Raw genomic sequence first — 4,818 nt, 5'->3', positions numbered from 1 at the left:
TCAGGAAGATGGAGGAGTGAAGATAAAAATGAGCCTTGACTTTTTTTGATTCCTTTTTGGTGTCAAGACAAAAAAGGGATTGGGGTTTGGGGCAACGCCCCATCGCATGTTTCCGGTTGAAATATTTCCGATTGCATTCAACTTTCGGTGGGTTATAAACCCCAATACCGCTGGCCCTTCGTTACCGCTTTGCTCAAACGAAGGGCAGGCCGAGGTCAGGTGCGGTATTTTTTTCTACTAAGGTTGGGCAATTGAATAAGGTTTTTTTCAAAGCCCGCAGGGCCATCTGCGTGGATCGGTGAAGGGAAATGCCTGCGTAAAGGATTACTCATTAAATCATAAATATCAAAATTTATCCGCGTTATCTGCGTCCTATTCTTCGGTGCAACGCGCCCCATTCATCATTCGACATTCATCATTCATCCTTCCCAAGGTCTGCGTCCTATTCTTCTATTCTTCCCAGGCCAGGGTGCACTTGCCCACGGCGTAGAACTTTTTGTCTTCCAGGTTCATGAGCGCCGTGTAGATGACAGTAAACGTACCGTCTTCCTCTTCCAGGGCGCACAGGGGAGTGCGCATGGCATGGTCGCCGTTGGCTGCCCATAAGTTTTTGTCGGACTGTACTTTCACGCGGACTTCCGGAGTCCAAACAATACCGTCGTCCGAAAGGCTGTAGGAAATTTCCTGATCACCGAACGAATCGAATACCGCCAGAAAACCACCACCACGCAGTTCAGTCACCTGGGGGTTTTCAAGAAACTCTTCGGCAATCGGCACCGGGTTGAACCCTTCCGGCATCCGCGTCCAGGGACCGCTGAGTTTGGGCGCTGTGGCCAGTCCCACCGGCCAGGGGCCACGGGGAACATGGTTATGCCCGTCGTAAAAGGCAAACCAGGTGCGGCCAACCCGGTAGGGGTTGAACGTGGCCACTGCCTGCTGTCCTTCCCACTCCTGTGAATTTTCATCCGGCTGCAGGACGATTCCCATGTCGGCATACGGCCCGGCAATCCCGTCCATGCCATGTACAACCGATTTGGCCCGCCAGATCCTTCCGGCATAATCGCTTTCTTCCTGCTCCCCCAGTTCTTTGTTGCCTGCCCGGTAGGCCACGTAAAACAGGTTCCAGGCATCTTCGTCCGTATTAAATTCAACGCCGGTCACCCAAACTTCCGACCGCGGATTGGTGGGGGTTCTTCCGGGGATACTCTCAACCAGGGTGGATTGACGTTCCCAGTGAATTGCATCCGTACTGGTCCAGTAGGCAATGCGCAGGTCGCGGTGTGGACGGTTAAACATCTCGTTGATAAACAGGTGATAGAAGCCGTTGTGCTTAACCATCTGTCCGGTTTCGAAGCCGGCGCCATTGTTGCTGGCCAGTACATCGGGATGGTTGGGGCCAATCACCGGTCCCTGGTGTTCGGAGATCATTTTTAACGATTTCCCCTGAATGGGGGGCTGACCTTTTTCGTTTTTACCGGAACCGGCAGCCTTGCCTGTCGGTCTTCCCGTTGTTGCTTGAACGGTTGGTGGGATCGTGTTTTCGATAAGTTTCCTCCGGTCGGGTTGGCGTTCAGGGGGAGATGAAATTCCGGCTGTGGCCATGAGTAAAAAGGCAACAATCAGCGGGCTTCGTTTCAACATAGCGGGCATTTCAAGCTTCATAAGGGTTTGTTTTAGTCGATTCGTTTTGGATGATCGGTTCAGTCAGGAACGAATACCTTCAGACGGGTTTCTCCGATTTCCGGTTTTCGAAAAAATAACTGAAAACTTCCACCGGCGGTCCTGGCTGTTTTCAAAAATAGCAAATATTGGTTAAAGTCCCTACGGCACGCGATCCGTAGGGCCACGGCATACCATCCGCCTGGCCACGGCATACCGTGGCCCTACGCGCCGGATAAGATCCGAAACGCCTCAACAGGGGAAAGCCAGGTAAGGTTAAGACACGTCGTGACCCACATGTCATAGCTCCGAGGGAAATTGCACAGACGGATCAACGGGCCGCAGGGATGAAATATATTTTTTCGTCGGGCAATAGTGAAAAAGATATAAAAATTTGAGGCCAGTGCTAAAAATGACACCTTTGTTTGTGAAAAAGCGATTAAAATTCAATAAAAACACTCAAAAAATGAAGGTTGATTTCAAAATTGCGTATTTTTGAAAAGTTATATGGTCGCACAAAATCATTCAAAATAAATAACGTAAATAAACCGAAATGGCTGAATTCAGATTCAAAGCATTGGAAGCGGTCCTGAACCGTGAACCGCTTGTAGTGAAACGTGAGGACAACCTCACCTCCGACTTCTACGGCATCAACGTGTTTGATCGCCCGAAAATGAAAAAATACCTGTCGAAAGAAGCGTACAAAGCTGTTAGCGATGCCATCGACAACAGTACGGCGGTTGACCGTAAGATGGCCGACCAGGTAGCGCAGGGCATGAAAGCCTGGGCCACCGAAAATGGCGCCACGCATTACACACACTGGTTTCACCCGTTGACGGATGGTACGGCCGAGAAGCACGACGCCTTTATTGTACATGCAGAAGGTGGTGGCGTGGTCGAGGCTTTCTCCGGAAAAGTGCTGTCGCAGCAGGAACCCGATGCCTCGTCATTCCCCAGCGGCGGAATCCGTCAGACTTTCGAGGCGCGTGGCTATACGGCCTGGGATGCCTCGTCGCCTGCTTTCATCGTGGACGGCACCTTGTGTATCCCCACCGTGTTTATCTCCTATACCGGCGAGGCGCTCGACTATAAAACACCGTTCCTGCGGGCGCTCGGCGCTGTGGACAAAGCGGCCACGGCTGTTTGTCAGTACTTCGACAAAACGGTGACCAAGGTGCAGACCAACCTGGGCTGGGAGCAGGAATATTTCCTGATTGACGAGGCCCTGTACATGGCTCGTCCCGACCTGGTGCTGACCGGCCGTACCCTGATGGGACATGCTTCGTCGAAAGACCAGCAGCTGGACGACCACTACTTCAGCTCAATCCCGACGCGCGTATATCGCTACATGGAAGATCTGGAGAACGAAGCCTATAAGCTGGGCATTCCCGTGAAAACTCGTCACAACGAGGTTGCCCCGAACCAGTTTGAGGTGGCCCCCATTTTTGAAGAAGCCAACCTGGCCAACGACCACAACCAGCTGCTGATGGACATCATGAAAAAGATCGCCCGTCGCCACAAGTTCCAGGTGCTGTTTCACGAAAAACCCTTTGCCGGGGTGAACGGTTCAGGAAAGCACAACAACTGGTCGCTGACCACCGACACGGGCGTTAACCTGTATTCGCCGGGAAGAAATCCCAAATCGAACCTGCAGTTCCTGACCTTCGTGATCAATACGGTCAAGGCTGTTTACGATAACCAGGACTTGCTCCGGGCCAGCATCATGTCGGCCGGCAATGCCCACCGTCTGGGCGCCAACGAGGCTCCGCCATCCATCCTGTCGGTATTTCTGGGCACCGAAGTCAGCACCATGCTTAACCTGATGGAAGAGGCGGTGGTGGACCGTAAGATGACGCCGGACGAAAAGACAGCGCTGAAACTGAACATCGGGCGCATCCCCGAAATCATCCTCGACAATACCGACCGCAACCGTACCTCGCCTTTTGCTTTCACCGGCAATCGCTTTGAGTTCCGGGCCGTGGGTTCTTCGGCCAACTGCGCCGGCGCGATGATTGCCCTGAATACCGTGGTGGCTGCCCAACTGGAGCAGTTCAAGGTTGAAGTGGATGGCCTGATCGAAAAAGGGGTGAAGAAAGACGAAGCGATCTTCCAGGTGTTGAAACAACTGATCATTGAGTCGAAGGCGATCCGTTTCGACGGCAATGGCTACAGCGAAGAGTGGGTGCAGGAAGCTGCCAAACGCGGACTGACCAATGTGAAGAGCGTGCCCGAGGCCATTTCGGCATACACCCGGAAGGACGTGAAGAAACTGTTTGAAAAGATGGACGTGTTGAGTGAGAAAGAGCTGGAAAGCCGCGCTGAAGTGGAGTACGAGAAGTTTACCATGAAGATCCAGATCGAAGCACGGGTGCTCGGCGACCTGGCCATCAACCACATTGTGCCCACAGCTGTGGAGTACCAAACCACCCTGCTCACCAATGTGCGCAACCTGAAGGAGGTGTTTTCTCCGGAGGAATTTGAAAGCCTGGCAGCCGGACGAAAAGAGCTGATCCGCGAGATTGGCGGACATGTTTCGGCCATCAAGGCGAAGGTGAAAGAGATGGTGGAAGCCCGCAAGGTGGCCAACGTCATTGAAGATACCATCGAAAAGGCCAAGGCTTACGAGTTGACTGTGCAGCCGTACCTGAACGATATCCGCTACCATATCGACAAGCTGGAGCTGGCTGTTGACAATGAGCTGTGGCCGCTGCCCAAATACAGGGAGCTGCTTTTTGTGAAATAAGGAACAAGCGTGTGCATAATTACCAACGAACCCGGCCTCAGTGCCGGGTTTTTTTGTTGGGTGCCGTGATTTTTAATCGCGGATTTCCGATTTCCGAATCGCAGCGGCCCGTACGGTCACGACATGTCGTAACCTTCCCACTGAAAGAGAAAAGGCACGCCCATTTAATAGCGGTTCAGAACCTGTTGGTCAATGATGAACCCAAAAACCTTATTTTATTTTCCTCAACCTTAGTAGCCTTGTGTGCAGATAGATATCTTTATTAAAACCTTATTTTCGTGTAACCCCAGTTTAAATAAGTACCGAACGTTGGAGGCTGAAGAGCGGCCTATTTTTATCGAGGCCGGAATCAAACTGAAAGCTTAGTGCAAACGAGAAGTTCCGAGGAACGAGGAAATCACTCGTTGAACTTAGCT

General features: G+C 52.0%; 2 protein-coding genes. One reads left to right on the top strand and one right to left on the bottom strand.

Going from position 1 to position 4,818, the window contains the following annotated elements; all coding sequences use genetic code 11:
• Window positions 1-450: 450 nt before the first annotated feature.
• Entirely contained in the window at window positions 451-1,662 is a 1,212-nt protein-coding gene (locus tag N2K84_RS19950; RefSeq protein ID WP_282593596.1) for a glycoside hydrolase family protein, read from the bottom strand.
• Window positions 1,663-2,212: 550 nt separating this feature from the next.
• On the opposite strand from N2K84_RS19950, the gene N2K84_RS19945 reads away from it, so the two are divergent.
• Window positions 2,213-4,402 (top strand): glutamine synthetase III family protein, encoded by a 2,190-nt coding sequence (locus N2K84_RS19945; protein WP_282593595.1) that lies wholly within the window; start codon window positions 2,213-2,215, stop codon window positions 4,400-4,402.
• Window positions 4,403-4,818 lie beyond the last annotated feature (416 nt).

Origin of the sequence: Gaoshiqia sediminis, assembly GCF_025907915.1 — a bacterium.
Lineage (GTDB): Bacteria > Bacteroidota > Bacteroidia > Bacteroidales > Prolixibacteraceae > Gaoshiqia > Gaoshiqia sediminis.
The sequence above is the reverse complement of the archived record's forward strand: the minus strand, read 5'-3'. Positions and strand labels throughout refer to the sequence as shown.

Bases quoted from the DNA above. Each gene is read 5' to 3' on its own strand.
- N2K84_RS19945 (WP_282593595.1), top strand. From the start codon at position 2,213: ATGGCTGAATTCAGATTCAAAGCATTGGAAGCGGTCCTGAACCGTGAA.
- N2K84_RS19950 (WP_282593596.1), bottom strand. From the start codon at position 1,662: ATGAAGCTTGAAATGCCCGCTATGTTGAAACGAAGCCCGCTGATTGTT.